22 protein-coding genes are annotated in these 26,887 nt (G+C 48.6%); 13 read left to right on the forward strand and 9 right to left on the reverse strand.

The features are described 5' to 3' along the window. Positions 1 to 590: 590 nt before the first annotated feature. Positions 591 to 4,949: a pullulanase-type alpha-1,6-glucosidase gene (gene pulA, locus OH458_RS18560; protein ID WP_269979411.1), complete on the reverse strand. Its 4,359-nt coding sequence runs from the start codon at positions 4,947 to 4,949 to the stop codon at positions 591 to 593. Between the two features lie 461 nt (positions 4,950 to 5,410). Between pulA and OH458_RS18565 the strand changes: the two genes are divergently transcribed. Continuing rightward, positions 5,411 to 6,025 (forward strand): fumarylacetoacetate hydrolase family protein, encoded by a 615-nt coding sequence (locus tag OH458_RS18565; protein ID WP_269979412.1) that lies wholly within the window; start codon positions 5,411 to 5,413, stop codon positions 6,023 to 6,025. Between the two features lie 188 nt (positions 6,026 to 6,213). On the opposite strand, the gene OH458_RS18570 is transcribed toward OH458_RS18565, so the two are convergent. The 3 genes from OH458_RS18570 to OH458_RS18580 form a co-directional block, all read right to left on the reverse strand. After that, a complete protein-coding gene (locus OH458_RS18570; protein WP_005469949.1) occupies positions 6,214 to 6,522 on the reverse strand; it encodes an AzlD domain-containing protein in 309 nt (102 codons plus the stop codon). Further along, complete coding sequence (locus OH458_RS18575; RefSeq protein WP_269979436.1) at positions 6,522 to 7,238, reverse strand: AzlC family ABC transporter permease; 717 nt, start codon at positions 7,236 to 7,238, stop codon at positions 6,522 to 6,524. The genes OH458_RS18570 and OH458_RS18575 overlap by 1 nt, the downstream gene beginning before the upstream one ends. Before the next feature lie 83 nt (positions 7,239 to 7,321). Then, on the reverse strand, positions 7,322 to 8,149 hold the full coding sequence (locus tag OH458_RS18580) for an AraC family transcriptional regulator (RefSeq protein ID WP_269979413.1): 828 nt from the start codon (positions 8,147 to 8,149) through the stop codon (positions 7,322 to 7,324). Positions 8,150 to 8,357: 208 nt separating this feature from the next. Between OH458_RS18580 and OH458_RS18585 the strand changes: the two genes are divergently transcribed. Both OH458_RS18585 and OH458_RS18590 read left to right on the forward strand, forming a co-directional pair. Continuing rightward, on the forward strand, positions 8,358 to 8,990 hold the full coding sequence (locus tag OH458_RS18585) for a LysE family translocator (protein WP_269979414.1): 633 nt from the start codon (positions 8,358 to 8,360) through the stop codon (positions 8,988 to 8,990). Between the two features lie 67 nt (positions 8,991 to 9,057). Then, entirely contained in the window at positions 9,058 to 9,483 is a 426-nt protein-coding gene (locus OH458_RS18590; protein WP_269979415.1) for a GNAT family N-acetyltransferase, read from the forward strand. Between the two features lie 104 nt (positions 9,484 to 9,587). On the opposite strand, the gene OH458_RS18595 is transcribed toward OH458_RS18590, so the two are convergent. Genes OH458_RS18595 through OH458_RS18605 form a run of 3 tightly spaced genes read right to left on the reverse strand, consistent with a single transcriptional unit; the run spans position 9,588 to position 13,949 of the window. Continuing rightward, a complete protein-coding gene (locus OH458_RS18595; protein ID WP_269979416.1) occupies positions 9,588 to 10,898 on the reverse strand; it encodes an NtaA/DmoA family FMN-dependent monooxygenase in 1,311 nt (436 codons plus the stop codon). Positions 10,899 to 10,901: 3 nt separating this feature from the next. Beyond that, positions 10,902 to 11,822, reverse strand: a complete 921-nt coding sequence (locus tag OH458_RS18600) for a siderophore ABC transporter substrate-binding protein (protein WP_269979417.1) — start codon at positions 11,820 to 11,822, stop codon at positions 10,902 to 10,904. A gap of 48 nt (positions 11,823 to 11,870) precedes the next feature. Continuing rightward, entirely contained in the window at positions 11,871 to 13,949 is a 2,079-nt protein-coding gene (locus OH458_RS18605) for a TonB-dependent receptor (RefSeq protein ID WP_269979418.1), read from the reverse strand. A 425-nt stretch (positions 13,950 to 14,374) separates the two neighbouring features. On the opposite strand from OH458_RS18605, the gene OH458_RS18610 reads away from it, so the two are divergent. Together OH458_RS18610 and OH458_RS18615 are read left to right on the forward strand one after the other, a co-directional pair. Next, positions 14,375 to 16,474, forward strand: coding sequence for a cytochrome c biogenesis protein CcdA (locus OH458_RS18610; RefSeq protein ID WP_443088529.1), 2,100 nt, complete (start codon positions 14,375 to 14,377; stop codon positions 16,472 to 16,474). Continuing rightward, positions 16,474 to 16,974 (forward strand): protein disulfide oxidoreductase, encoded by a 501-nt coding sequence (locus tag OH458_RS18615; protein WP_269979419.1) that lies wholly within the window; start codon positions 16,474 to 16,476, stop codon positions 16,972 to 16,974. Before OH458_RS18610 ends, OH458_RS18615 begins: the two co-directional genes overlap by 1 nt. A gap of 33 nt (positions 16,975 to 17,007) precedes the next feature. Here OH458_RS18615 and OH458_RS18620 read toward each other — a convergent pair whose 3' ends face one another. Then, on the reverse strand, positions 17,008 to 18,711 hold the full coding sequence (locus OH458_RS18620) for a phospho-sugar mutase (protein ID WP_269979420.1): 1,704 nt from the start codon (positions 18,709 to 18,711) through the stop codon (positions 17,008 to 17,010). A gap of 368 nt (positions 18,712 to 19,079) precedes the next feature. Between OH458_RS18620 and coxB the strand changes: the two genes are divergently transcribed. Genes coxB through OH458_RS18640 form a run of 4 tightly spaced genes read left to right on the forward strand, consistent with a single transcriptional unit; the run spans position 19,080 to position 23,350 of the window. Next, the gene (gene coxB, locus OH458_RS18625; RefSeq protein ID WP_443088530.1) at positions 19,080 to 20,201 is read left to right on the forward strand and encodes a cytochrome c oxidase subunit II; all 1,122 of its coding nucleotides are present in this window, start codon (positions 19,080 to 19,082) and stop codon (positions 20,199 to 20,201) included. Beyond that, positions 20,198 to 21,850 carry a cytochrome c oxidase subunit I gene (ctaD, locus tag OH458_RS18630; protein ID WP_269979422.1) on the forward strand — a complete coding sequence of 551 codons (1,653 nt, stop codon included), beginning with the start codon at positions 20,198 to 20,200 and terminating at the stop codon, positions 21,848 to 21,850. Before coxB ends, ctaD begins: the two co-directional genes overlap by 4 nt. Positions 21,851 to 21,860: 10 nt before the next feature. Beyond that, a complete protein-coding gene (locus OH458_RS18635; RefSeq protein ID WP_269979423.1) occupies positions 21,861 to 22,469 on the forward strand; it encodes a cytochrome c oxidase assembly protein in 609 nt (202 codons plus the stop codon). Continuing rightward, positions 22,466 to 23,350 (forward strand): cytochrome c oxidase subunit 3, encoded by an 885-nt coding sequence (locus tag OH458_RS18640; protein ID WP_005469963.1) that lies wholly within the window; start codon positions 22,466 to 22,468, stop codon positions 23,348 to 23,350. Before OH458_RS18635 ends, OH458_RS18640 begins: the two co-directional genes overlap by 4 nt. Before the next feature lie 4 nt (positions 23,351 to 23,354). Here OH458_RS18640 and OH458_RS18645 read toward each other — a convergent pair whose 3' ends face one another. Beyond that, the gene (locus tag OH458_RS18645) at positions 23,355 to 23,594 is read right to left on the reverse strand and encodes a DUF2909 domain-containing protein (RefSeq protein ID WP_038135052.1); all 240 of its coding nucleotides are present in this window, start codon (positions 23,592 to 23,594) and stop codon (positions 23,355 to 23,357) included. On the opposite strand from OH458_RS18645, the gene OH458_RS18650 reads away from it, so the two are divergent. Genes OH458_RS18650 through cyoE form a run of 4 tightly spaced genes read left to right on the forward strand, consistent with a single transcriptional unit; the run spans position 23,593 to position 26,835 of the window. Next, complete coding sequence (locus OH458_RS18650) at positions 23,593 to 24,333, forward strand: SURF1 family protein (RefSeq protein ID WP_269979424.1); 741 nt, start codon at positions 23,593 to 23,595, stop codon at positions 24,331 to 24,333. The two genes, OH458_RS18645 and OH458_RS18650, sit on opposite strands and share 2 nt — an antisense overlap. Further along, positions 24,326 to 24,874: a hypothetical protein gene (locus tag OH458_RS18655; RefSeq protein WP_269979425.1), complete on the forward strand. Its 549-nt coding sequence runs from the start codon at positions 24,326 to 24,328 to the stop codon at positions 24,872 to 24,874. The genes OH458_RS18650 and OH458_RS18655 overlap by 8 nt, the downstream gene beginning before the upstream one ends. Positions 24,875 to 24,907: 33 nt before the next feature. Next, positions 24,908 to 25,942, forward strand: a complete 1,035-nt coding sequence (locus tag OH458_RS18660; protein WP_269979426.1) for a COX15/CtaA family protein — start codon at positions 24,908 to 24,910, stop codon at positions 25,940 to 25,942. Next, positions 25,939 to 26,835, forward strand: a complete 897-nt coding sequence (gene cyoE, locus OH458_RS18665; protein ID WP_269979427.1) for a heme o synthase — start codon at positions 25,939 to 25,941, stop codon at positions 26,833 to 26,835. Before OH458_RS18660 ends, cyoE begins: the two co-directional genes overlap by 4 nt. The last annotated feature ends 52 nt before the right edge of the window (positions 26,836 to 26,887 follow it).

The raw sequence follows: 26,887 nt of genomic DNA on the forward strand, positions 1-26,887 counted from the left end.
GTAAAGCAAAAGAGCAATAGAAATAGTATTCCAGAGACTTTGTATAGAAAATAACTATATCATAGAGTGGGAGAGTATGATTGATGCACTGTGTGGACAAAGCTGTATTAACACTCTAGCCTCAATCAAAGTATTCATCGTCAAGGTCTTCCTCATCTATCTCTTTCAAAGCGAAAAATACATGTAAAATGTAAAAACCAACTTTATAAGCCACGTAAGCTCCAAAAAAACCTACCAATACTGTCACTTAATTGTTCTCTATTTATATAGCTATATTTAATAAAAGCATGAGTTTAAATATCTGACGTGAATATAGTTTGAGCGAAATTAAAGTCAATAAAAATGTGCTTGGCTGATACTCAACTGAATGCATTTTGAACAGTTTTCTCAGGAGAGTGAGAGGTGGTGGAGGGCGTGCAGCGGAAGATGGTTTTATATGGATTTCTAAGCTGTAACTTCACTCCCTGATTTTTGCTAATTACATAACATAAATAATCAAAGACTGAGTGCTTTATGAGTAAATGGTTTGGCAAATAGGGAGGCATAGCGCCTCCCTGTATAGTGGTTTATCTTAAGCGTGATTTTCTATATCACGACATCTTCGCTATCGTGATTTCTTTGCTCAAGATGTTAAAGCTCACTCGATAGGAGCCCGTCTCTTTTGGCGTGAAGCTAATATTGCCGTCACCGCCAATTGGCAGGGAGTTTGTTGCAGGGATAACATCGGCAGCGCCATGTTCACATTCTCCCCAACCTCCACAAGTAAACTTAAACTCGACGGTTTCACCGCTTGGTAATTCACCCGTTTCAAACGTGACGGTATTGTTGTCACCTGACACCATCATCTGAGCGCCATCATGGCCCCAACCACCTGAGATGCTGCCAGGAATGTACCAAGTTCTACCTTCGTAACTTTCGATCAATTTAGCATCCAAGACGAATGGCTTCTCAGGGTCGGACGCATCGAGCGAGAGCTCATACATACCGAGTTCAGTGAAGGTGGCAACGCAGTTGTCTGCCCCTGATGCACCACAGCCCCAAGTCGTATCCCAGTTGCCTGCTGTAAATTTGTATTCACTCGATTCAGATAAACCGACTCGCGCTGTATACAGCCCTTGATTAGCGTAGCTCGCTTTTGTGATATGGCTCCAGCCGTTGAATGCGCCCGCCACATGCACCGCTTTAAACGGAGGCAAATCATCGGATTTTTCGCTGACGGGTAAACCCAATCCACGCGCGTCACCACGAGATTGAATGAATACCGCAACTGACCAAGAAGGCACCTTGAACTGGCCATCAGCAAAGGTCGCGCCGTTTGCAATCCCAATTGCATCTTGAGCAAGCTCGAAGCCAGCCAGATCAATCTTCTTGCTTTGATGATCGAAGAAGTCACCAATCGTTTGATTGTCAGGGCTGGTATTGATCACCACAACCACGGCATCGAGTTTTTCATCAAGATCGGTCGATTGCGTTGAGCCATTGTCGATGGTCATGACGATCAATCCCGGTGTTTGATCTTTACCCGTGTTTCGGAAATCAACGCGATTAAGGATCTCTTGTGCGCTCGGAAGCGTCATCAATGGTGTTGATGTTCTGAGTTTGAGCATTGCCTTGTAGTTTTCAAACATGGTATCGATGTTTGACGGCGTTGCTTGAGAGTGAACGTGCGAGGTTGCACGCTCGATCTGCTCGTAGTTACTCAGATCTTTGTCTTTTGTTGGTAGCCCTTTGTCCCAGTTTTGCGCTTGGCGCGTGAAGTCCACGACGTTGTACCAATCACCATAGTCATAGGAGTCGCGCTGCATTGACTTAGAACGCAGCAGTTCACCGCCCATGTGGTTAAATGGCATCGCTTGACCTAGCAGAACCGTTGCAATGCCCACGGTTTGCATTTTGGTACGCTCCGCTGAGGCGGCTTCTTGCGGAGCCTTGTACATGTTGATGTCCCAAAACGTCTGGTTGTCATGCTTTGACACGTAGTTTTGGATTTCCCAAGGTTGTTCTGCATACCCAGCCGCTTGACCGTTGTAATCAACATCTTTGCCCAAGATGGTTGTGCCAGTGTGGTCAATCATCTTGAACTGTTTGAGGTTGCCAGCCATGCCAAGACGAGTCAGATCGATTTGCTCAAGTGCGCGCGTCATTTCCGCTTCACTCACTGAACCATCAGACTGCTTGTTCATTTCGTTAGGCTGAACGCCTGCACCAGTGGCAAAACCTTGCGTTTTACGCAGTGCGTCACCGCTGTCAAATGGGCTACCGCCGCGTACTGCATCACGCAGACGATCGGAAAATGATCCAATGCCTGTGCCGCCAAGGTTTGGCTGTGTGGCTTGAACAAAACGTTTGTTGTTTTGCACTTCGCCAAAGTTCCAGCCCTCACCATAGAAGTACACTTCTGGGTTTGCTTCACGCGCGGCACTCAAGGTGCCTTGAATTTGCGCCAGTGGGTGGTGGCCCATCAAATCCCAGCGGAATGCATCAATTTTGTACGCCTCTACCCAGGTTTTAACTGAGTCATCGATCAACTTGGCGAACATCGCGTGCTCTGGCGCTGTGTTCTCACAACAGGTTGATGTTTCAACATTGCCTGTATCTGGGCTTAGGCGGTGGTAATACAGCGGAACCACTTTATCAAGCACCGATTTATCGTTTAGTCCTGATGCGTTTGTATGGTTGTACACCACGTCAACCACGACATTCATACCAATGTCTTGCTTAACCGATTGAACCATCTGACGGAATTCGAGAATGCGTTGGCTTCCTTCAGCGTCGGTCGCGTATGAACCTTCTGGAACGGTGTAGTGGAACGGATCGTAGCCCCAGTTGTAACTGTCGACGGAGCGCACATAGTCGTTCAGCCTTTGTACAACTGGGTTTTGCAGTCTGTCGTCGGGTAAGATGGTCTCGAACACCTCTGCGATGGTTTGGTCACCTGAGCAGTATTGGCTGAACTCTGCGTCACTTTTCACTGCGGTATTGAGGTCACACAGCTTACTAAATGGTTGATCAATGTTGGCGACTTTATCTGGGTCTTCATTGATGGTGGCAATATCAAACACTGGCATCAAATGAAGGTGTGTCATGCCCGCTTCACTGAGCTCTTTGAGGTGGTTCACAGGCGTGGTGCCATTTTCAGTGAAGGCCAGATATTTACCGCGGTGATTCGGCTCGGTACTGTTATCAAGAGCTGAAAAATCACGAACATGAGATTCGTAAATCACCATATCGGATAAGCTGCCGTCACTTTCAAGCTGAGAGTGAGGCGCCGATAGGGCGTCCCATCCGGCTGGTTTTAGCGCGTCGTCATCAAGGTCGATCGCTTGGCTGTAAACGGAGTTCATCGACAAGCTGACTGAGTATGGGTCAGTCACTTCATATTCTGCGGCTTTTTGTCCTCTTGGCTGGAACACTTTCATCGCATAACGGTAGAATTTGCCATCCACCGTCTCTTTATCGAGTTCTACGCTCCAACTGCCCGACTCGCTATCTTCTTGCAGTTCATGGGTGCCCGCGACCGATTTGTCTGCGTTATACACCACGAGTTTGACTTCTTGAGCGGTCGGCGCCCAAAGACGGAACGTAACGCCGTTGTCGCCATAGATTGGACCATACTCAAGCTCTGTCGCTTCTTCGGCGAAAATAGCATCCAACGCGCCGGCGTATTGCACCGCGGTTGAGGCGCGAAGCTCACCAAAACTCTCACCTTGAACATCATTTGAAGCAATGGCAATAAGGCTTGATTTAAGCAGCTCGTTCAACGCCACGTTAGGCAGTTCAAATGCTGGGTAGTCAGCTAAATGTGGGAACGTCGACTTTTGTGCGTCACTCAGTTTGGTTGCTTTGAGTTTCAGTGACGAGCCACTTACAACGCCATCTTGTCCTACCTGATATTGACCATCTTCTGAGAACATCAACTGAACCAAGTCGGCATTGTTTGCTGCTTTCCAAACCAAGGTTTCGTCATCAAGCAAAATGGCGCCAATGGTGTCGATGGTAAACTCGCTAGATGGACCATCAGTGGTGTAGGCTTCAAGTCGGCTGGCGTAAGCACGCGTTTTTCCAGGCATATAGGTTGCGCTAGGGTTGTCGGCCTTACCTGAAATATCGACTTTTAAGTCAGCGTTGATCACCTTGTCTTTGTTGCTATTGCGTATGATGACGTTGAAACACTGCGTCGCATCCTCTGTGACAGGAATGTACCAGACTGGGCCAAACTCATCGGCCTCATTTGGGGTGATGGTGACATCGTCCCAGCCATCGTTAAATCCGTCTGGATCGCCCGCATTACAATCGGCGTTGTTCCAAAGGTGAAGGTTGAATTTGCCGTAGCCTAACTTATCTGCGCCTTCTTCTTTGTAATCGCCAAGTGGGTCATAAAACTGAATGGCAAAGTGGCCACTTGGTGGATTGGCTAGCTCAGTTGGCGACTCGACTTTTTTCAGTTTTACATCTGTGCCTGATTGATCGAAACCAATAGAGGTAAGGTAAGTGTCGGTGCGCGATCCTTGGATCACTTCACCTTTCGTTGTTACTCCTAAGCTGCTGCCTCTGGTGGCATCTAAAGTAACGCTCGCCAGTGTTTCTTCCCCTTTGGCAATTGTGCACGCGCCAAGAGTGCTGGATTTCGGCAGCACCCAGTATGGGCCAAATTTGTCGCTGCCTTTTGCGCTGTACTCATCGTCGCCGCAGGTAAGCAGCCAGTTTACGCCAAGTGACAGAGAGCGCGCACTGTTGCTCGTAGTTTCTTCAATGTAACTGACCATGATTTCATCAGCCGCAACGGTAGGTTCTGTTGGCATATCGCTTGGCGAGATGACGACTTTGTTGTCGCGAATTTCGGTCACGGGTTTGGTATCAGAGCTGTTGTCATTGCAGGCCATTAGCACACTGGCCGACAAGATAGGTATCAGCGCTTTGGCAAGCGGAGATAATTTAAGAGTGTTCATTATTTTTTGTTTCCATACGTAGGTTATTGGACGCAGAAAATCATAGAGTTAGCAAAAGTCAGCACGCTGTGAGTTGAATAATTAAAGTTAATTTTGCTCGATAAATAATTGATGGTTTAAATGAAAATCACGTTGTGTAGGGGGATTTTTGTATGACACAGTGTGCTTTGTCACGTTGAACTAAGCGGTGGATGAGAAGCGAAGGAGGAGCTCGATCGCGAAAGGATGAGGCTCTCAGCCTAAAATGTGTGACCGAGTAGATCTAAAATCGTGAGGATAATTCTAGCGGTAAAAAATGCGTGAGCCGAGGCCACGTTGATGTCGGTTTTGGTGAGGATTTGAGCTAAGTGACGAATGAGTAAATAATGAGCATTAGATCCTGTTTTTGCTCTATCAGTCGTTTCATTGCACCGAGATTGAATTAAAATCATGCGCTTATGTAAACGTTCAGGGAAGACATTATGTATTCGGTAAAGCTTGGCGATGAATTGATTCGTCCATCAAAAGTACTCTGTATTGGGCGCAACTATTTAGAGCATATCCATGAGTTAGACAACGCCATTCCCGACGAAATGGTGGTGTTTAATAAGCCCTCCACTTCCATAACATCTGTGTTGAACTCCTATCACCAAGAGCGTTTGCACTACGAAGCAGAGATCTGCTTTTTGATCAAAGATGGCAAGTATCAAGCGGTTGGCCTTGGTCTTGATCTCACCAAACGTGCGCTGCAAGGACAGCTTAAGGGTAAGGGCTTACCGTGGGAACGCGCGAAGGCGTTCGATGGTTCTGCGGTGTTCAGTCGTTTTATTCCTGTTGCCGGGCTGGAGATGGACTCGCTTGAGATAGAGCTGTTTATCAACTGCGTTCGAGTACAAAAAGGCGATGTATCGCAAATGATCTATTCTCCGAGAGTGATTCTCAATGAGCTTAAATCCTACACGACGCTGTGTGATGGCGATGTCGTGATGACAGGGACGCCCAAAGGAGTAGGAGAAGTCCATAGTGGAGACGTCTTTCTTGCCCGCTTGAAGTCGCGCGAATCCACCTTAATTGAGATTGAGTGGGTCGCGCAGTAATCAATCGGACATACGGCTTTACATTCACCCAGGGTAAGGGTTTAACCTCTGATTGTAGACAACAATCAGAGGTTTTTTATGGGCTGCTGTAACCAATCTCCACGCGGCGGAACGTCTCAATTGGGCGTGCTGGTTAAGGTGACGTTAATCATTGCCATCGCTCTGCTGCTTGTCGCTGCTCTTTTTGGCTAGAGCAGTTTTAACGCTAAGAAAATCACCATGCTAACAATGGTCGTCAGCAGAACGTTACCGGTTTTCCAAGCAATGATGGCGGCAATCACGGCACCGATTAAGTATGGGTTGCTATGTGAAAGCCACAGTTCGTTTTCCGGCATAAATACGATGGGTGCCCAAATTGCGGTCAGCACGGCGGGGCTCGAGTAACTCAGTAGACGCTGCGCTTGTGGGTTTAGTCTGAGAGGCAGTTTCGGCTCCAAAAACAGGTAGCGGCTAACAAAAACCAGTAGCGTCATGGCCAAAATTGAGAGCATTACCATTACTTGCCTCCTTTAAGTGTTTCCGCGACATACCCTGCGAGCATGCCACCAATGCTGGCGATCATGAGTCCTGATTCGATGTTTAAGTAGCTACATAAGACGGACAGCGTCAAAGAAACCAGCACGGCAATCAGAATAGGGGCATTTTTAACGTTGGGGATGACGATGGCGATGAAGGTCGCAGCAACGGCGAACTCTAACCCTAACTCGTTCATCGCGGGGATATAACTGCCCGCCACAATGCCGACCAACGTGGCAAGGTTCCAACACAGATAGAAACTCAATCCTGCCCCTAGCGCATACCATCGATTAAATTGCTTATCAGACTGTTGGCCACAAATTGCAAACAATTCATCGGTAAGCAAAAAACCTAATGCCAGTCGCCATTTTAACGGCAGCGGGCTCACTTTTGAGCGCATGGATACGCTGTAAAGTAGATGGCGAGAGGTGATAAAGAAGGTCGCCAACAGCATGGTCGCGAGGGATGCCCCTGCCTTAAGCATGCCTGTGGCAACAAGTTGCGCTGAGCCTGCGAACAAAATGGCTGAAAGCGCTTGGCTTTCCCACATGGTTAGTCCCGCTTCAATGGCAAACGAACCCGCCAATAGGCCCCAAGGGATGACGGCAATGCTCAAAGGAACCATTGCGAGTGTGCCTTGCATAAACAGCTTGCCGTTGCTGGTTTTATCAATGGAAGTCAAACTTATACTACTCATCATTATTGGTTATCGCTTCTGCTTGTTGGAGTGAGTCATCATTACGTCACAAGCAGCGAGGATAAAATTGTACAAAATTGCGCTTATTTGCCGCTCACGTATTGCTTCGGGGTAACGCCTAGAGCGCGCTTAAAGTGTCGGTGGAGATGGCTTTGATCATGAAAACCACACTCTTGCGCGACATCAGAGATACGTACCCCTTGGCGCAGTAGTCGTTTCGCTACCCGCAGCCGAGATTGAATCTGATAGGCGTGCGGTGGCAAGCCGAACTCTTTTTGAAAGCTGCGCGCGAGATAGTAAGGGCTGAGCCCCGCCAGTTTAGAGAGATCTTCAAGGCTAACATCGGCTTGCGGAAAGTCATCGAGAAACTCTTTGACCAGCAGTAATTGACGTTGGCTTCGCGTCGTGGGCTCCCAAATCGCGCGAGTTTTACTGTGTTTCGAGGCCAGTTTCACCAAAGTGCCGTAGACCAAGGTTTCGCGAAGTAGGCGATTGTCAGATTGTGCCAAGGTATCGAACACAAGTCTTAACTGCTGAGCAAGTTCAGGATCGTAGACGACAGGCTCAGGAAAGTAGGGGACAGACGACGCTGGATTGAGCCCGTCGGTCATTTGAGCAAACTGCTCTGGCAGAGGATACATGGCTTTGTATTCCCAGCCTCCCTCGGTGGCAGTTTGACCGTTGTGCACTTCATCAGCGTTGACCAAAATGATGCTGTCTTGTGGCGCGATATGATTGCCGCCAGTGCGATAGAAGCGCTGCGCCCCTTTTTCAATGACACCGATGGTATAGCCTTCGTGGCTGTGGCGAGAAAAGTTTTGGTTTGTGTACTTGGCGTCTAACAATTCAAGGCCCCCCAGTTCACTGGCGAGCTGAAAATGAGCCGACTCTTTTCCCTTTTGCGCTGTCATTCATCATCCCTATTGATTGTGATGCGGCCAGTTTAGCCTATCGATATTTGGAACTTTTGTACAAAATTGCTTTTTGTTCACTAAGATTAATATAACTAAGTGAATTTCATTGTGCTGAAAATGGGTAAATAAGTTATATGTTTACTATGGATGGGAAGTTAATGTTGGTATAAAATTCCGCGCTTTGCTGTCAATGTAATACTAAAAAATGATCGATATTTCTGTGCTGCCGGTATATCTCACGGCTGTTGTTGCACTTTTACTGCTTCCTGGTCCCGATATGCTGTTGATTGCGAGCTCAAGTATGAGCTATGGACGCAAGGTGGGCGTGTTTGCCAGTTTGGGCAATGCGACCTCGGGCATCATTCTGACCTTGTTAGCGGCGTTGGGGGTATCAGCATTAATTGCGATGAGTCCTATTGCCCTTAAGGCGCTTCACCTTTTAGGTGGTGCGTATCTACTTAAGATGGGGTGGGACTGTTTGCGTGCAAGCGCCGCAGACGCACCAGAGCTAAATGGCGAACGCACAATGGCGACCACGTTTTATCAACGCGCCTTGGTGAGTAATTTGCTCAACCCGAAGGCTTTGGTGTTCTTTGTTATGTTCCTGCCACAGTTCGTTTCGAGCAATATCTCAGCGACATCTGGGGAGCAGATGCTTGCGTTAGGGCTGCTGCTTAACGTGCTTGGACTCGCATTTAACTTGTTGTTGGTCGCGTTAGTAGGAACCCTAGGTAAACCTCTGTTAGAAAACGCAAAGTTTCGTACCTATCAACACAAATTTATGGGCGCAGTCTTTGTTCTTCTCGCCATTTGGATGTTAAGCTCATTTGCGAGCTAACGATCAGTTATCCCTAACAAAAGGTCGGCAGTTGCCGGCCTTTTTGCTATCTAAAGGAAAGAATCTTATGCACGTTCATTTCATGTTCAACCCACCGAAAAATATCAAAGAACGCATTTATGAAGGCTTAAAAGCGTTTAATCTAAAGCACTTTCCGGATGAGGACATTCAATCGCTGGCGTGCATCGCTGAAGATGAAGAAGGGCGTTTTCTCGGTGGCCTGACGGGTGAGATTTTCACCAATACTCTGTTTGTCGAGTTTTTATGGCTCGATGATCAGCACCGCTCTGTGGGAATGGGACGTAAATTAATGGAAACTCTAGAAGAGCAAGCGAAAGCACACGGTGTGACTCATCTTTATTTAGATACCTATACGTTTCAGGCGCCAGGCTTTTATACCAAGTTAGGTTTTAAAGAAGTGGGGCGTTACACCGGTTTTCCGACCGCAGGAGTCGACAAGATTTTCCTTCAAAAGCAGATTGCTGTTGCATAGTAGAGAGCGAATAGAAGCAAGTCGATACCATTACAGTCGCTTACACTGCAACCAAAGTCACGTAAGAGCAAAACCCGATAAACTCAGTTTATCGGGTTTTTAGTTTATAGCGCTTGCTCAGTTAGATGCGTGGCGAGTGTGTCACCGATGTATTCAGACTTAAACCAGCCATTTTGTTGCAGCATTGGAATCAGTGACTCAAAGAAGAGTCGCATCGATTCTTTAGACCCACCAGGAACCGCGATAAATCCGTCTGCTGCACCTTGTTCCAAGCGGTGGACGATGTCGTCATACGCTTGCTGTACTGTACCAATAATTAACCAGTGAGAAGAGCCGATAACTTCGGGCCTTGCCAGTAGTTGGCGCAGCGTAGGCGATTCGCGCTGGATATAGGTAAGGAGTAAGTCTGTATGGGTTTGGCTATATGGAACAAACTCTTTAGCAAGTGAGTCAACGTCTACAACGTCATCAAGGTTGTGGTTGGAAAAATCGATTCCCAGCGCTTTGTGCAAATGCGCGAAATGCTTGGCAGGCTCAATCGCTTGGTGTGTCTCAGTAAACAAGTCGTGCGCTTCTTGCTCTGACTTCGCCAAATAGAGAGCCACTCCCGGAAGTACCTTGAGCGCTGAGGGTGAACGCCCAATTTGCTGGCAACGCGAAGCAAGATCTTGTTTGAGCGCAATGCCAGATTCAATATCGGGCGTGGCCGCAAACATCACATCGGCAACGTGCGCTGCAAAGTTTCTTCCCGCATCGGAAGCGCCCGCTTGGAAGAATGGCATTCGCCCAGATGGGTGGGTGGGAATATTCAATGGTCCAAGGACATCAAAGAACTCGCCGTGGTGGTGAATCTCTTCAATGTCGTCTACGTTAGCGAACTGTCCATTGGCTCTATCCGCTTTGATTGCTGTGTGCGGGTAGCTTTGCCACAGTCGGTTTACCACTTCAACAAACTCGTGCGCTTTGGCGTAGCGCTGCTGCGAAGAAGGCATGGTCTCTAAGCCGAAGTTTTCATTCCCGCCTAACGCGGTCACAATATTCCAACCTGCACGACCTTTGGTTAACCAGTTCAATGATTGCAACTGACGCGCGGCAATGTAGGGTGGAGTAAAAGTGGTGGATACGGTAGAAACCAGACCGATACGATGGGTATGTGATGCCATGGCCGCGATCAGCGTTGTTGGGTCTAAACCCGTAAATCCTGCTTCATGGGCGAGGGCTTCCTTAGCCAGAAACAAGGTATCGGGCGCGAAAAGTAAATCGAGTTTGGCTTGTTCCGCTTGCTGCGCGAGCGTGACATAGTGTTCTAAATCGAATAAGTGCTCGACCTCACTCTCTTCTCTTCGCCACGCAGAGCGGGTCAACCAACTCATTGCGAGCGCCATGCCGATGACAATAGGTTTGCGGTCACTCATGATTTATCCCTTTCGTGGCGAATCAATTAGCTGTTTGATTTCTGCAAGCATACGCTCTGTTGCGACTACGCCGCCCATTGCCAGATACCAAGCGTTCATATCAACGTATAGGATGTTGTCGTTTTTGTATGACAGGGTGGCTTCAATCAGAGGGTTGCTGAACTCCTCTTTCGTGCGGCTAGAAAATTGGTTTCGTAGTTTATCCGCGTCAAGGATGATGAGATGTTCTGGGTTTACCTTATTGATGAACTCGAACGAAATGGCGTCTCCATGTCGTTTTGTTTTCAGTCCCGGTGCTGCTTGAGTGAAACCAAAATCCATGTATATCGATGAGCCAAAGCGAGAATCCTCGGAAAATGCCGTCACCACACCGCCTGCACTCATCACTGTGAGCGCGCTCGATGGGTGAGTTTGGGTGAACTGGTGAATGGCTTTGAACTCCTTATCCAAACGCTGAATCGTCGTTTCTACACGGTCTGAAATTTCGAAAATAGCCGCTAGGTTACGCCATTGCTGCTGAGTGCTTTCCCAGTAACTGCCCGTTTCTGAGGGAGAAATGACGATGGTCGGCGCGATCTTTGATAAATCTTTATAGCCTTTTTCAGCTCGAGGTCCAATGAAGATGACGTCAGGTTTGAGTGTATAAATGCCTTCAAAGTCAGGTTCGAAAATTGTCCCTGCTGAGGCGTAAGGCGCTTGAGTGTACTTCTCGAGGTACTCAGGAAGATAGTCTTGAGAAGTGGCGATAGGGTCAATGCCAAAGGCCGTCAACATATCGAGAGCGCCAACACCAAGAACAACCACTCGTTGCGGGTTTTTCTCTAAGGTGGTTTCGCCAAGCGCGTGTGCGATCGTCACCGATGTCGCCAGTGCAGGCATCGCCCAGCTTAGTGTAAGAATAAGAATTGTGGTGAGAAATTTCATTGCGACTACCATGTCAAAAAGCGAAGCCACTGGGGCTTCGCATTGAAGTTAGAAGAAGAGTTCAAGATTTGCGCCAATCGTACGAGGAGCTTGTCTGATTGGCTGGTCAACTGCCGTATGGTGGCTAACCAATGTGTGTTTATCAGAATCAAACAGGTTCGTGGCATAGAGGCTGGCTCGACCATTTTCAAACAAGTAGGAGAGCTGCATATTGGCTGTCCAATACGGTTTGATCTCTTGGTCGTCACTGTTCTTCAGGTCGGAGTAGTATTTGCCCGTGTACTGCGCGTTGCCCGAGATTTCGAGATTGTCGGTAATCGCATATAAGGCGCCCATGTTTGCGGTCAGTGCAGGAGCGCGAGGCAGCTCTTTACTATCACCACCTGCGGCTTTGGCCTGCTTGTAGCGAGTCTTCAATAGACCTAGGTTGGTAAACAGCTCCAATTGGTAGCTTGGTAACCAGCGTGCACCCAGCTCTGCACCATACGTGTGGGCAGAATCTAGATTTTGTACCGCGACATAACCGTCAGCAAGGTTCTGTTGAATCTGCATGTCTTCGTAGTCGTTGTAGAATACGTTAGATGTCAGCTCGATTTTTCCATCGTTTAAGCCGTGGCGGGTGTAGAACTCATAGTTCCAGACACTTTCCGTTTCAAAGGCGTAAGGTTTCATTGGTCCTTGACGCGCAGCGTGGAAACTGACCCCCGCACCGCCGCTGTTGTAGCCTTTAGCAACGTTGAAACCATAGGTTTGGCGGGAATCCGGTCTAAAGGCGATATCAAACTTTGGCAAGAATACGGTTTCGGTCTCATCATAATCCAACTTGAACATCTCAACTTCGCGTTGTTTGTTCTCGCGCTCAAATCGACCAGCGAGCGTCACTTCGACTTCGGGAATAATCGCATAGGTTGCTTCCGCAAAGGCAGATTTGGTCTCGGACTTGCCGTCCATTGGGCTTTCACCGCGAGTGTTGGTAAACAGGTCATCTTGCTTCGAGCGATAGTAGCGGGCTCCAAGCAGCGCGGTGAGTCGATTGTCTGCGCCGTGGTAACGCAGTAAAGGCTCGATGTGCATTTCTGTGCCTTCGGTGATGAAGTCAGCACGCCACCCCTCAGGATCAGTGATGCGCTCCGCTTTTGATTGACTGTAGACGACGCTGTTTTCAAACGTCCAAGCATCGGCGAACTGCCAGTCGATATCCCAAATGACATTGCGTGATCCCGTTTCATACACCGGACGTTTTGCCGGGAAAGAAGCGCCGATTTCATTTTCAGATTGTGGGGCATGGGTGTCGCTAGAATCAAAAGTCAGCATGGTTTTAAAATCAGCGATGGCACTTGGCTCTAACAACAGTTTTGCTCGCGCGGTCGTGGTGCGAAACTCGCGACTGTCTCCGGCAGGGTTGTAGCTTTCTAGATCCAAGTGGCTATTGCGACTTTGATGATCAACGCTGAGGCGAAATGCCAGTTGGTCGCTGATTATTGGCGCATTGATCATTGCTGAGGTTTGCGTGTAGTCATGCTGACCGTATCCCGCGCGCGCTTTGACCTCAAAATCGTGGCTAGGATCCATGGTTTTGATCACAATCGCACCCGCAGAAGCATTCTGGCCTTGAATATAGCTTTGTGGGCCAAGGTGAACCTCGACTTGGTCTACATCCCAAAGCGATGGCGGGCCAAAGGCGATTTCAGAGTAGGTGAGCGAGCGACCATCAATGGATAGATTCAATCGAGTTGATGTGCCAGCAAAGCTCGCTAAACCACCCACAGATGGTCCAGAGCCATCAATACCACGTACGGAAGGCATGCTGTTTCCGACGCCAGAATCGACAACGTTCGGCGCGAGCTTGATCAGGTCAGCGACTTCAGTGGCCCCCGGTGTCGATTCGATGGTCGACTCGTCGAATACTTTTACGCTGGAGGCGGTCTCATAAATGCTGCGCTCCGTTTTCTCCCCGATCACCACGATGGTATCGAGTGTGGTGACTGAATCGGAAGCCTGATCATGTTGTCCGGTGTTCGCGCTTAGCCAAGGGCTGACTATGGCTGCAGCAAGACAAGTGGCAAGTTTTGTGGTTTGGGGCTTAGATTGCAAAATGGCAGTTACATGGTTGCGTATGAAGGCCACACCCTATCTCCTTATAGATTAACGAACGGCAAAGAACGTGATGTTACGATGAGCACGTTTTTCACCGCTTAACTTCGACGGGGATTTAATCGTTGAATTAGATAAGATGCAAATGAGAATTGTTATTATTTAATCTCAATCGCTTATGAAAAACAGGCACCATGGCGGCTTATGGAGAAAAGCGCCTTTGGTTTCGCGGGTTGGCAAGGGATTTACCTTTATAAACAGGATGGTATGCATTTTTTGGTTTAAGAAATGTTAATAGAATCTTACAAACGAAGCGCGTGGATCTTGAGGACATCACTAGCGCTTATCGGTGTAACTCTATGATAATGGGGCCAACAAATGACCAGTGCCCTGAATCAAGCTATCCAATAACCTTGCTATGGGTGGTGTCGAGCACATGCAATAACTTGAGAAAAGTAATGAGAGACCGAATTCAATCAACCTTTGCCCACCCAATGCTGTTTGCATTGACGATGTTAAGCGCTTTACTGAGTTTCGCAGTTCAGGCAAGCGTCGAAACTGGCTGGATGAGCAGCCCAGAGCATCCCCCAGTGCGTACTCGGTTTGTGATCACAGGACAGGTCGATGAGACAAAACAACAGGTTGAAGGATTTCTTGAAGTCGAGCTGAGTGATGGCTGGAAAACCTACTGGCGCAGCCCTGGTGAAGGAGGCGTAGCACCCAGTATTGATTGGCATGATTCAGAGAACTTAGGCAACGTTGACTGGCATTGGCCTTACCCTCAGCAATTTGATCTACTTGGCATCCATACCTTGGGTTACCAAGGTGACACCGTGATTCCGATGACCTTGACGATTGAGGACTGGTCGCAGCCTGTAAACCTTAAGGCGACTCTACGGCTCTCTTCTTGCACCACCATTTGTGTATTGACCGACTATCCATTCGAGCTTTCCTTTCGCCCTAATCAGCTCACTTTGTCCGAAGACGCGGTGTATCAGTACGCGCAAGCCATCAGTAGGGTACCTAAAGCCTCTCCATTGATTCAAAGCACTCAAGCCATTTGGGACCAAGATCAGCAGCGATTGGAAGTTCGAGTTGCAAAATCGCTGGGTTGGTATCTGCCTGAGATGGTCGTAGATGGGGCGACTGAGTCATCTCAAGAGTACGGATTTAAACCTCTTGGTTTGGTTGTCGAGGAGAATACGGCCGTTGCAACCTTTGCGGTAAAAAGCTGGTTGGGGGAGGTACATCTTGACGGTCGCGAGTTACATATCTCCATTAAAGACGAGCATTTTTTAGCCGAGCAGTCGGTCATCGCAAGGAGCGGGCGGGTTGAACAAAGTGCCTCGATTACTACGATGCTCGGTTTTGCGTTTTTAGGCGGTTTGATACTCAACATCATGCCTTGCGTGTTACCAGTGCTTGGCATGAAGTTGAGTAGCGTATTGTCCACACAAGGTTTGCAGCGTCGCGAGGTTAGGCGCCAATTCTTAGCTTCTTCTGCAGGGATCTTGGTTTCATTTTGGCTACTGGCTGCGATGTTAGTGGGGTTGAAACTGACAGGCAGTGTGGTTGGGTGGGGCATCCAATTTCAGAGTCCGTGGTTTATCGGCTTAATGGCATTGGTGACTTTGCTGTTTGGTAGCAATATGTTGGGCTTATTTGAGATTCGTCTTTCCGCCAATACCAACACTTGGCTTGCGACTAGAGGAAGCGGTCATTACTGGGGGCATTTTAGCCAAGGTGCGTTTGCAACCTTACTGGCAACCCCTTGTTCTGCTCCCTTTTTGGGGACAGCAGTGGCTTTCGCCTTAGCAGCCAGCAACGTGGAACTATTGGTGATATTTACCGCGTTGGCGGCGGGTATGGCGATGCCTTGGCTCTTAGTCGCAATCTGGCCAAACTTCGCTCGAGCGCTGCCAAAGCCGGGCCGCTGGATGAATAAAGTCAGAGCGTTGTTTGGGCTTATGCTACTGGCGACGAGTTGTTGGTTACTCTACTTACTTGCCAACCATTTACCCATATTCTGGATTATCTTATTAGGAGTGACCGCCATCGTGGTGTTGCTCGCACGCATCAAACGCGTTTACGGAGACAAAGCCATGGCGCTCTCCGGAGGTATTTTGCTGTTTTCACTTGCGGGCTCGCTGCTGGTTGCCAGTGTGACGACGGAGCATTGGGCTACACCATTACCCCAAGACCCAAACTGGAAGCCGCTTTCTAATCGCCTGATTGAGCAGTCAGTTGCACAGGGCAAAACCGTGTTTGTCAACGTTACCGCAGATTGGTGTATTACCTGCCAAGCCAACAAAATTGGTGTCATCTTGCAAGATCCTGTCTACTCAACGCTGTTGGCGGACAATGTGGTCACCATTCAAGGCGATTGGACTCATCCAGACAGTGCAGTGACGGACTATTTGCGCGCCAATGGTCGCTACGGAGTGCCATTTAATATCGTTTATGGCCCTTATGCTCCCGATGGTATTCCACTGCCTGTTATCTTGACCGAGCAAGTGGTCATGGATGCGATGAACATGGCAAGCAAAGGAGTACGGTAATGAAAAAACGCCTATTAGGTTGGAGTAAAGACCTCGCTATCTATGGAGCGCTGGCTATCGTGATTGCCGTTTCTGTTGATTGGTATCGCACCAAAGATTTGCCAAGAGATAATGCCCCGAACATTACCGGAGAGCTGATCAGTGGAAAATACTTTGATGTGGTTGCTCAAAGTCATCAGCAGCCTGTTGTGGTCTACTTTTGGGCGACATGGTGTGGCGCTTGTCGATTTGTCACACCGACGATTGATTGGCTCAGTGAGCACTATCCGGTTGTGGCCGTGTCTGGAGCTTCAGGTGCTGATGGGCGTGTTCAACGCTACATGGCACATAGAGAATATCAATTTGATAATCTTAATGATCCAAAAAGTGACATTTTCCGCAGTTGGGGAATATCGGTAACGCCCACCATCGCAATCGTCAAAAATGGGCAAGTGGTATCAATGACCACAGGCATTACGACGCCGCCCGGTTTGTTGGCGAGAGTCATGTTTCACCAATAGTAGAAGCCTCCCGAGATGGGAGGCTTGGTTTATTTAGAGCGTGTGTTGGTGCTCGGCGATAAGCATGTCCATGGCAAGTTCTGCTTTTTCGTAGGCTTGCTCAAAGGACTCTTGACTCGAGAACTCTTCCACCACTTCGTAGTAACACTTGAGTTTTGGCTCGGTTCCTGATGGTCGAACAATCACTCGCGCACCGCCAGAGAGATGGTAGATAAGCACGTCACTGGCGGGTAAATCGATGCTCTCAACCGTACCGTCTGAGTGAGTACGGGTTAGTGTTTTAAGATCTTCTAATACTTCGACCTGTCGACCGGCAATTTGAGTCGGTTGATTGGCGCGCAGTTTGTCACCCACTGGCGGCGCTTTCGGATCCAAAGCGGTACTGTGCTGGGCATTGATGACCATACCATGTTGACGATAAATCGACTCTAGCTGATCCCAAATCGTTTTGCCTTGCGCTTTTAGTTCCGCCGTCAGTTGAGCAAACGTCACTAAAGCAGAAAGACCATCTTTATCCCAGACCTTGTTACCCACGGTATAGCCCAATGCTTCCTCATAGGCGAACAAGAACTGCTTGTCTTGTGTTTGCTTTTGCATCGCGATATTGGTCAGCCATTTGAAGCCAGTGAGCGTTTGATAGTATTCGGCGCCAAAAGAGTGAGCGATCTTTTGCAAAAGTGTTGATGAAACAATCGTGTTGCCCACCAGTTGCCCGCTTGCCTCTGTTTTAGACAGCAAGTAGTGGCCGAACAGTGAACCGACTTGATCGCCTGTCAGCATTTGATACTCGCCATTTGGCTTTTTCACCGAGACAGCAAAGCGGTCCGCATCAGGGTCGTTTGCGCAGGCAATATCGGCATCGTTGGCTTTTGCCAGTGCGACAACCATGTCCATTGCACCGGCTTCTTCCGGGTTCGGGAAGTTGACCGTTGGGAAAGAACCGTCCGGTTCACGTTGCTCTTTTACACTGTAAACCTTGGTGAAGCCTGCATCAGCGAGCAGTGTTTCTGCCATCTCAGCACCGACGCCATGCATCGCAGTATAAGCGATGCCGACCGCTTCAGGGGCATTGTGGTTAGACAGCAGTGCATTGCTGTTCATGGTCTGGCGATAGGTTTGGTAGTAATCTTCTTTGAGCCAAACGAGCAGTTGATGCGCTTGTGCATCGTCAAGACTCATCAGCGGCACGGGTTTTGTCGCGGCAATATCAATCTCTTTTGCGATACCAGAATCGTGAGGCGGAATAATCTGCGCGCCATTCTCCCAGTAAACCTTAAAGCCGTTGTATTCAGGTGGGTTATGACTGGCCGTTACCACCACGGCCGCTGCCGCGTTGAAGTGACGAACGCCGAAAGCTACGATAGGGGTAGCAGCAACATCGTGAGTCAAGTAAACCTTGATACCTAGCGAGGTCAAAACGGCAGCGGTATCATGAGAAAACTGTTTTGAGTCAGGGCGACCGTCGTAACCGATCACCACGCCGCGCTCTTTTGCATTCTCAACTTGTTCAATTAAGTAATGACCAAGTCCGGTTGCAGTTTCTTGAATGACTAAGCGGTTCATCCGATTAGGCCCACACCCGACTTTGCCGCGTAGACCTGCCGTTCCGAACTCTAAACGTTGGCTGAAGCGATCATCAAGCTCATCAAACTGCTTTTCATCAATCAGGTGTTGAAGCTCTTCTCGGGTACGAGGATCAGGATCTTTTTCTAACCAATGCGTGACTTGTTCCATCATAGTTTCTTTACCTTTCTTAATCGTTATCCCAAGTGTATGACATTTGAGAGATTATGAGTGATAACGATTATCATTTGTGATAGCGCAATCGCTAAACTGCACAGAAGTCCTATTAAAAGGGATTAGCACTTTCTTGCACAATCGAAAAACGCCAACTAGCTTTTATTAACATAAATATAACAAATTACGTCAATTTTGCTGTTTAAACGGAATTTTCAAAGCCCGCAGGCTCAGTTGGACTTTTTTGCTACGGAGCCTCAAAGCAGCCATCTAACGGGTGGTTAAGGCAGAGGAGAGGTCTTTTGAAAGGAATACAGGTTACAGTGTGGCGATTGTTCAAATCGGTCTGTATTGGCCTTGCTACATACATGAGCTTCGTGGCAACGACCCTGGCTGAAGAAAACACCTTCAACATGACGCAAGGTGTGACGGACATTAGCGGCCAAGTTTACGATTTGCATATGCTGATTTTTTACATCTGCGTTGCGATTGCCGTCGTTGTGTTTGGCATTATGTTCTATTCCATGTATCACCATCGTAAATCTAAAGGGGCGGTGGCGGCTAATTTCCATGAAAGTACCAAGGTGGAAGTGATTTGGACAGTGATTCCGATCATTATTTTGGTCCTGATGGCTATCCCCGCTACGAAGACTCTCGTTGCGATGGAAGATACCTCGCAATCGGACCTAACGGTGAAGATTACTGGCTCACAATGGAAGTGGCATTACAGCTACTTTAATGAAGACGTCGAATTTTTTAGCCTGTTGGCAACCAGTCAAAAGTCCATTGACGGACTCGAAGCGAAGGGAGCCCATTACCTTCTGGAAGTCGATAACCCTCTAGTCCTCCCTATCAATCGCAAAGTCCGTTTTTTGATGACCTCGGACGATGTTATCCACTCTTGGTGGGTGCCTGATTTCGCAGTCAAAAAAGACACCATTCCCGGTTTTATTAATGAAGCATGGACGCGAATTGATGAGCCCGGCATTTATCGAGGCCAGTGCGCAGAGCTTTGTGGTCGAGCGCATGGCTTTATGCCAATCGTGGTGCACGCTATGGAAGAAACGCAGTACGACCAATGGCTTGCAGATAAGAAAGCGCAAATCGAACAAGCGAAGCAAGAGGCTGCGGCGTCATTGACTTCGACGCTCTCAAAGCAAGAACTGATCGATATTGGCACGCAAGTCTATGTTGACCGTTGTGCTGTTTGCCACCAAGCAAATGGTGCAGGCATTCCGGGCGCGTTTCCTGCGATTACCGGCAGTGCAGTCGCTACTGGAGACATCAGCGAGCACATTGATGTGATTGTCAATGGCCGCGCAGGTACGGCGATGCAGGCGTTTGCCAATCAGTTGACAGATAAAGAAATCGCAGCGGTTGTTACTTACCAAAGAAACGGTTTGGGTAACGACACAGGTGATGTGGTTCAAGCTGCTGACGTGAACGTATTCAAAGCGGCGCAATCTGGCGCATCTGAGGAGGCACAATGAAAACGCCCAAACCTGAGTTATCAGAACAGATCAAATCTGCTCCAGCCGCCGATGCCGAGATCAGCCGAGCGAACAGTGCGATTGTCGTTGAAGAGCATGATCATCATGGGCCAGCGAAAGGGATAACGCGCTGGCTCTATTCCACAAACCACAAAGACATCGGGACGCTTTACCTGTGGTTTAGCTTCATCATGTTTTTGACCGGAGGCGCGATGGCGATGATCATTCGTGCCGAATTGTTCCAGCCGGGCTTGCAATTGGTGGATCCTCAGTTCTTCAATCAGATGACGACCGTTCACGGCCTAATCATGGTATTTGGTGCCGTTATGCCTGCGTTTACTGGTTTGGCAAACTGGATGATTCCAATGATGATTGGGGCGCCAGATATGGCTTTGCCTCGCATGAACAACCTCAGTTTTTGGATTCTTCCCTTTGCGTTTTTGATTCTGATTGCCTCTCTGTTTACCGAAGGCGGCGGCCCTGATTTTGGTTGGACTTTCTATGCGCCACTGTCCACCACTTATGGCCCAGACAGCACCGCCCTGTTTGTGTTCTCGGTGCATATCATGGGGATTAGCTCGATCATGGGGGCGATCAATGTGATTGTTACCATCGTCAATATGCGCGCCCCTGGGATGACTTGGTTCAAAATGCCAATGTTCGTTTGGACTTGGTTGATCACCGCGTTTTTGCTTATTGCGGTGATGCCCGTGCTCGCTGGGGCGGTGACCATGGTGTTGACTGACAAATACTTCGGCACTTCGTTTTTTGATGCGGCTGGTGGGGGCGATCCTGTGATGTTCCAGCACATTTTCTGGTTCTTTGGCCACCCTGAGGTGTACATCATGATCTTGCCATCATTTGGCATTATCTCCGCGATTATTCCTGCATTTAGTGGCAAAAAACTGTTTGGCTACCATTCTATGGTCTACGCGACTTGCAGCATCGCGCTGCTCTCTTTCTTAGTCTGGGCGCACCATATGTTTACCACGGGCATGCCGGTGTTTGCAGAGCTGTTCTTTATGTATTGCACCATGTTGATTGCGGTGCCGACAGGCGTGAAAGTGTTCAACTGGGTGGCCACAATGTGGCGAGGGGCGATGACGTTTGAGACCCCGATGCTGTTTGCCATTGCGTTCATTATTTTATTTACCATCGGTGGATTCTCTGGGCTTATGTTGGCGATTGTGCCTGCGGACTTCCAATACCACGATACCTATTTTGTGGTGGCCCATTTCCATTATGTGTTGGTCTCTGGGGCTGTATTCTCGATTATGGCGGCCGCTTACTACTGGTTGCCAAAATGGACCGGACACATGTATGACCATAAGTTGAGTTTGTGGCATTTCTGGTGTTCGGTTATTTCGGTCAATGTGCTGTTTTTTCCTATGCACTTCTTGGGTTTGGCAGGCATGCCACGCCGAATTCCAGACTATGCGATTCAGTTTGCTGACGTAAATCAGATCGTCTCCATCGGCGGTTTTGCTTTTGGCCTATCGCAGTTGATCTTCCTTTGGTTGGTGATTAAATGCATTCGCGGCGGAGAAAAAGCGTCGTCCAAAGTGTGGGAAAGGGCGGAAGGACTTGAGTGGACCGTGCCGAGCCCAGCGCCTCATCATACCTTTGATACGCCACCAAAAGTGGACTAGGGGGGGCGTTATGAGCCAAGCGAAGTCGAATCAGAAACTGACGCTAAAACTGCTTGTGGCAACCATGGCGATGTTTGGTTTTGGCTTTGCGCTGGTGCCTCTTTATGATGTGATGTGTGATGCGCTTGGCATCAACGGCAAAACCAACACAGAATCTGTTCTTCAGCCTCAAGGGATGGTTGCGGATACCTCTCGCGTGGTTCGCGTGGAGTTTATGGCTCATTTAAATCAAGGGATCCCGTGGCAGTTTGGGCCAAAGCAAGCCTATATGGATGTCCACCCTGGTGAAGTCATACAAACGGCGTTTGTGGCAAAAAATCTCGCCGCGAAAGAGATTGTTGGCCAAGCGGTACCTTCCGTGTCCCCAGGATTGGGCGCAACCTATTTCAATAAGATCGAGTGTTTTTGTTTCAATCAGCAACCACTGGCGAGCCAAGATAGCGCCGAAATGCCACTGATCTTTTATATCGAGCCTGATATTCCCGACTCGATACACACCCTTACTCTCTCTTATACCTTGTATGACATTACTCAGTCTGTTGACGCCTCGGTAGAAGTGGCGACATTAACCGCTACGTCCTCCATACCCTCAAGACCAAAGCAAGGAGCAGCCAAATGAGTTCAAAACATCAACCTTACTATGTTCCCGCTCAGAGTAGTTGGCCCATTGTCGGCGCAGTTGCCCTATTTCTGATCGCGGTCGGGGCGGGGCTAACGGTGCAAAACATGGCCGAGGGTGGCGATGGCAGCGTGTTTGGCAAACTTATCTTGTTGGCGGGATTTCTTTTCTTGCTGTACATGTTTGCGGGCTGGTTTAGCAACGTGATTACCGAATCGATGAGCGGTCAATACTCAGAGCAGATTTCGCGCTCATTTCGACAAGGCATGAGCTGGTTTATTTTCTCTGAGATCATGTTCTTTGGCGCATTTTTTGGTGCTTTGTTGTATGCCCGCGTGATAGCCGTCCCGTGGTTAGGTGGCGCCAGTAACAATGCGATGACCCATGAAGTGCTTTGGCCTACGTTTGAAGCGCTTTGGCCATTAACGACAACGCCAGGAGGCACCGAAACGCAGGCCATGGGCTGGCAAGGGATCCCTCTTATTAATACGCTAATTCTGCTGACTTCATCGATTACCCTGCACCTTGCGCATACCAGCTTGGAGCAAAATAAACGGATGGCGCTGATTGTGTGGCTTGAGATCACCATAGTGTTGGCGTGCTTCTTTTTGTATTACCAAGGCGTCGAATATGCTCATGCCTATCAAGATCTTGGTCTCACGCTTCAATCTGGGATCTACGGTAATACCTTTTTCTTGCTGACGGGTTTCCATGGCATGCACGTGTTGCTTGGTACCACCTTCCTTATTGTTTTACTTGCTCGGATTGCGAAAGACCACTTTACGCCGAAAGATCACTTTGCGTTCCAAGCGGGCAGCTGGTACTGGCACTTTGTTGATGTGGTTTGGTTATGCCTGTTTGTCTTTGTTTACGTGCTCTAGAACGCTAGTAGGGGCGCACGTTTGGGTCGATAAAACCGCTAAGCAATGCGGCAACCATAAGGACGACGGCCAATGCAGAAAGAAACACACGACGCCCAAGGTAGAAGCTCATTGGTTTGTCGGGTTGCTGAGTATCTTCGTCGTCTTGTTGTGGTCCTTTGACCATCTCGATCATTGCGCGAGCTAGGTTGAAAATAATGAACAGCAATAACACCACAAGCAGCAATTTGAAAAGAAATACCATGAGGCTGTCCTTAGGCTTTTTAGTAAAGAGACCAACTTTTTGGTTAGCTTTGATATTAACTTTGGTTGTCTTTTCGCTATTGATCAACTTGGGTTTGTGGCAGTTAGGGCGCGCAGACGAGAAACTGGCGATGGAGCAATACCTTAGCAGCCGAGAATTTTCTCAGCCGATATCGATGAGTGAGTTGGAATCCCAGACGAAGGGGTATTTGACTGGCATTAAGGTCAAGGCTCGTCTTACGCCAGTGAGCGGGAAGTATCTGCTGCTGGATAACCAAATCTATCAGGGACAAGTTGGCTATCTGGCGATGCAGTTGATGATAAATGAGCAGGGGAAAGGGGTGTTACTCGAACGAGGGTTTGTACCAGCAGCGGATCGCCGCTCAGTGTTGCCTAGGGTTGAGTGGTTAAATCAACCCATCGAGGTGGTAGGACGCTTGTATCAACGTTCGAACAACCCTTTGAGTGACCAGCTACTTGCTGAGTCAGGACCAGTGGTCAGGATTCAAAATCTCAACTTGGAGCGATTGGCCGAAGAGTGGCAGCAGCCGTTAGAGCCTTATGTATTTCAGCCCCAAGTTGAAGATTGGACGTATCCTCAACCATGGCAGCCCGTACCAATGACATCATCAAAGCACATTGGCTATGCAGTGCAGTGGTTTGCGATGGCAGCGGCACTGCTTGGGTTAAGTGGTTGGGTGTTCGTTAGAGCGATAAACAAAGGAGTGGCGCATGAGTAATCCAGTGTGGCGAGGAAGAATCATATTTCTCACATTAGTGCTGATGTTCGCATTGCCTGCAATTTTGGCCAAGACAGTGTTAACCAATCATTGGTATCAGTCTGGGGTGACCAATCGAGGCGTGTTGATAGAGCCAAGTGTCAGTTACCAAACTCTCGGCATCGACAACCCCTATGCTGGAAGTCAGTGGCAGTTGGCCTATGTGATGCCGAGTCGCTGTGAGGCATTTTGCCAGCAGCAACTCTATCTATTGGGGCAAAGTCATACCGCGCTTGGCAAGTATCAAGATCGGGTTTCTCCGGTATTACTGGTTCGCTCGGACAATGAGGTGATGCCAAAGGTCGCCGAGCAGTTTAGCGTCGTTAATGTAAGCGGCAATTTGAACCACTTGGTCTCAGGATTCGAGGTCGTGATTGTTGACCCTCTAGGGCAGTTAGTCATGCGTTATCCAAAAGTGAAAGCAGAAAGTGACTTGGTCCAACAAAGCAAGGATGTGTTGGCCGATTTACGCAAGCTACTCAAACTATCGCGAGTAGGGTAAGAGTTCACACGATTTAAGACAGGGAGCACGTTGATGAAATTGATAAATTTAGTGCGGCTTAGTTTAGCGTTAACCTTTGTCGTGATTATGCTTGGCGCCTATACAAGACTTGCAGATGCTGGATTGGGTTGTCCGGATTGGCCCGGTTGCTATGGTCACCTGACGGTGCCGAATGAGCACCATGAGATCGCATTGGCCAAAACTTTGTACCCTTCACTGACCATTGAAGCCAACAAGGCTTGGCTTGAGATGATTCACCGCTATTTTGCAGGCACGCTTGGGTTGATCATTTTCCTTATTTCGTTTCGGTGTATTCGAGAAAAGAGTTTAGGGATTGGCTTGCCACTGACGCTCTCGTTGGTTGTGGTATTTCAGGCATTGCTCGGTATGTGGACAGTGACTATGAAGTTGATGCCCATTGTTGTGATGGGACACCTACTTGGCGGGTTTTCGTTATTTTGTTTGCTGGCGATACTCTATTGGCGACTCAAAGATAAATCTACGCCCTCTGCAGCGGCTTTATCTGTTCCAAAAGGCGCGAAGGGATTGGCTGCACTCGCCTTAGTCGTTGTGGTGTTGCAAATCGCTTTGGGAGGGTGGACATCGTCAAATTATGCCGCCTTGATGTGTACGAGCTTGCCGATTTGTCAGGGGGATTGGACAAGCTATCTTGATTTCTCTACCGCATTTGAGCTGATTCAACCCCAACACGAAAGCTACGAGTTTGGCACCCTTGATTACGGAGCCAGGATGACGATTCATGTGACCCATCGATTTGGCGCAATACTGACGACGCTTGTGGTGATTGCCTTGGCGTTTCAACTGCTCTCAGCAAAAAGCAAAGTATTGGTTAGAACTGCAGTTTGGCTGGTGGCATTGCTTACGCTGCAACTGCTTCTTGGCATTAGCAACGTGGTGTTTAGCCTGCCGTTGGTCGTGGCTGTTGGGCACAACTTGGGGGCGGCACTACTGCTGGTTGCAGTGCTAAGAGCCAATTATGTGTTGTTTGACTGTTCGACCAGTCGAGTGACCCACTCTGAATTGTTAGATAAGGAAGGTGTACGATGAGTAAAACGATTCACTACACACGAGCGTCGTCTCGCGCCAACTGGCATGTGTATCTTACTCTAACTAAACCCAAAGTGGTTGCACTCATGCTTCTGACAGCATTGGTTGGCATGTGCCTCGCGGTGCCGGATGCATTGCCTCTTCAACAAGCCTCATTTGGACTGATCGGAATTGCAATGATGGCAGGGTCAGCCGCCGCCTATAACCATCTCATCGACCGACGAATCGACTCAATCATGGCACGGACCTATAAGCGCCCGCTGCCGTCTGGTGACATCAAAGCCAGTCATGTGATGATGTTTGCGACCAGTATTGGCTTGATTGGCTTCGTGATTCTTTATGCGTTGGTCAATCCACTGACCGCTTGGCTGACGTTCGCCAGTTTGGTTGGCTATGCGGTGATCTATACCATGTACCTAAAGAGAGCGACGCCGCAAAATATCGTCATCGCAGGTATTGCCGGTGCGATGCCTCCGCTATTGGGCTGGACTGCCGTCACCGGAGAGTTGCATGCTCACGCTTGGTTACTGGTGATGATCATTTTCATATGGACTCCTCCTCACTTCTGGGCGCTCGCCGTACACCGCAAAGAGGACTATGCAAAAGCCGACATTCCAATGCTGCCAGTCACCCATGGTGTGGAGTACACGAAAACGTCTATCTTGCTGTATACCATTCTTCTGGCGTTGGTCTGTTTGATGCCTGCCTTGGTAGGAATGAGCGGCACGATTTACTGGATAGGATCGGTATTTCTTAGCCTAGGGTTTATTGGTTACGCTTGGAAACTAAAATTTAACCCGAATGAAGGTTCAGCTATCGAAACTTTCAAATTCTCGATCTACCATTTAATGGCACTGTTTGTCTTACTGTTATTTGACCATTATTTAACCTAGCTGACTGTTCACACGGTACAACATAGGTTAATCTTTGCAGCCCTTATAGGAG

The sequence above is a fragment of the Vibrio sp. MarTm2 genome (assembly GCF_027587055.1).
In the GTDB taxonomy this organism is placed as follows: domain Bacteria; phylum Pseudomonadota; class Gammaproteobacteria; order Enterobacterales; family Vibrionaceae; genus Vibrio; species Vibrio sinaloensis_D.

Bases quoted from the DNA above. Each gene is read 5' to 3' on its own strand.
- pulA (WP_269979411.1), bottom strand. From the start codon at position 4,949: ATGAACACTCTTAAATTATCTCCGCTTGCCAAAGCGCTGATACCTATC.
- OH458_RS18565 (WP_269979412.1), top strand. From the start codon at position 5,411: ATGTATTCGGTAAAGCTTGGCGATGAATTGATTCGTCCATCAAAAGTA.
- OH458_RS18570 (WP_005469949.1), bottom strand. From the start codon at position 6,522: ATGGTAATGCTCTCAATTTTGGCCATGACGCTACTGGTTTTTGTTAGC.
- OH458_RS18575 (WP_269979436.1), bottom strand. From the start codon at position 7,238: ATGAGTAGTATAAGTTTGACTTCCATTGATAAAACCAGCAACGGCAAG.
- OH458_RS18580 (WP_269979413.1), bottom strand. From the start codon at position 8,149: ATGACAGCGCAAAAGGGAAAAGAGTCGGCTCATTTTCAGCTCGCCAGT.
- OH458_RS18585 (WP_269979414.1), top strand. From the start codon at position 8,358: ATGATCGATATTTCTGTGCTGCCGGTATATCTCACGGCTGTTGTTGCA.
- OH458_RS18590 (WP_269979415.1), top strand. From the start codon at position 9,058: ATGCACGTTCATTTCATGTTCAACCCACCGAAAAATATCAAAGAACGC.
- OH458_RS18595 (WP_269979416.1), bottom strand. From the start codon at position 10,898: ATGAGTGACCGCAAACCTATTGTCATCGGCATGGCGCTCGCAATGAGT.
- OH458_RS18600 (WP_269979417.1), bottom strand. From the start codon at position 11,822: ATGAAATTTCTCACCACAATTCTTATTCTTACACTAAGCTGGGCGATG.
- OH458_RS18610 (WP_443088529.1), top strand. From the start codon at position 14,375: ATGAGAGACCGAATTCAATCAACCTTTGCCCACCCAATGCTGTTTGCA.
- OH458_RS18615 (WP_269979419.1), top strand. From the start codon at position 16,474: ATGAAAAAACGCCTATTAGGTTGGAGTAAAGACCTCGCTATCTATGGA.
- OH458_RS18620 (WP_269979420.1), bottom strand. From the start codon at position 18,711: ATGATGGAACAAGTCACGCATTGGTTAGAAAAAGATCCTGATCCTCGT.
- coxB (WP_443088530.1), top strand. From the start codon at position 19,080: ATGAGCTTCGTGGCAACGACCCTGGCTGAAGAAAACACCTTCAACATG.
- ctaD (WP_269979422.1), top strand. From the start codon at position 20,198: ATGAAAACGCCCAAACCTGAGTTATCAGAACAGATCAAATCTGCTCCA.
- OH458_RS18635 (WP_269979423.1), top strand. From the start codon at position 21,861: ATGAGCCAAGCGAAGTCGAATCAGAAACTGACGCTAAAACTGCTTGTG.
- OH458_RS18640 (WP_005469963.1), top strand. From the start codon at position 22,466: ATGAGTTCAAAACATCAACCTTACTATGTTCCCGCTCAGAGTAGTTGG.
- OH458_RS18650 (WP_269979424.1), top strand. From the start codon at position 23,593: ATGAGGCTGTCCTTAGGCTTTTTAGTAAAGAGACCAACTTTTTGGTTA.
- OH458_RS18645 (WP_038135052.1), bottom strand. From the start codon at position 23,594: ATGGTATTTCTTTTCAAATTGCTGCTTGTGGTGTTATTGCTGTTCATT.
- OH458_RS18655 (WP_269979425.1), top strand. From the start codon at position 24,326: ATGAGTAATCCAGTGTGGCGAGGAAGAATCATATTTCTCACATTAGTG.
- OH458_RS18660 (WP_269979426.1), top strand. From the start codon at position 24,908: ATGAAATTGATAAATTTAGTGCGGCTTAGTTTAGCGTTAACCTTTGTC.
- cyoE (WP_269979427.1), top strand. From the start codon at position 25,939: ATGAGTAAAACGATTCACTACACACGAGCGTCGTCTCGCGCCAACTGG.